The 747-nt window shown below is 46.9% G+C and carries 1 protein-coding gene; it reads right to left on the minus strand.

Annotated elements, in window-relative coordinates; all coding sequences use genetic code 11:
- Nucleotides 1-421, minus strand: a 421-nt coding sequence (locus BN93_RS09170; protein ID WP_232211155.1) for a DUF5112 domain-containing protein, incomplete at its 3' end; no start/stop codon positions are given.
- Between the last annotated feature and the right edge of the window lie 326 nt (nucleotides 422-747).

A 747-nucleotide genomic window follows, 5' to 3' on the forward strand; every position in this document is an offset into this window, starting at 1 on the left:
CCCTATCGGGCAAGCCGATATAGTAAAAATACACCGATGCCACGATATAAAGTTCGGTTTCGGCGTATATCATTCGCTTGCGCAGTCGCGGCGAAAGGTTGTAGGCCTCTTCCTTGATGCGCTTTAATCGGCGTAATGCGCTTTCGCGATAATTATAGAAATCTTTGTTGCGCGACTGCCTTTGGCAAAGTCTCATCAGCTGCACATCGGCCACAAGCAGTTCCACTTGGTTGTCGGTGATGTCTTTCACATCGTTAAGCAGTTTCGATGCCGTTTCGAACTCCATCTTAGATATGCGCACGAATGCCATATTGTTCAAAGCCTCTGCTCGCCCGGCTGCATAGTTTCCCGACACGTTCAATGCGCGTTGGGCATAGGCTGCTGTGGAATCGAGATTGCGATAGTGAAAGGCATAGGCCATACTGTTGAGCCTGTCTGCCTCGGCAACATTCTTGTCGCCACAAGCAAAAAGGCCCAACACCCACAGGCAAACCAAAAGATGCCTGACGACAAGCGCCTTGCGCCGATGTTGGAAAAGCAAACTGATAGCCTATATATTTACGGTTACGCATGCAAATATATAGAAATATTTTCGGAAAACGCAACGCTAGGCGAAAATAGTTGCGTTTGCAAGTTTTTGTACAACTAAGTTTATAGGCTTTTATCGCAGGCCATTCCAGGGTTTAAGCCCTACGCACTTATGAACGAATGAACTTACAAAGCAATGCAATGAAGAACTTACAGGCA

The sequence above is a fragment of the Prevotella conceptionensis 9403948 genome, assembly GCF_000312305.1.
GTDB lineage: Bacteria > Bacteroidota > Bacteroidia > Bacteroidales > Bacteroidaceae > Prevotella > Prevotella conceptionensis.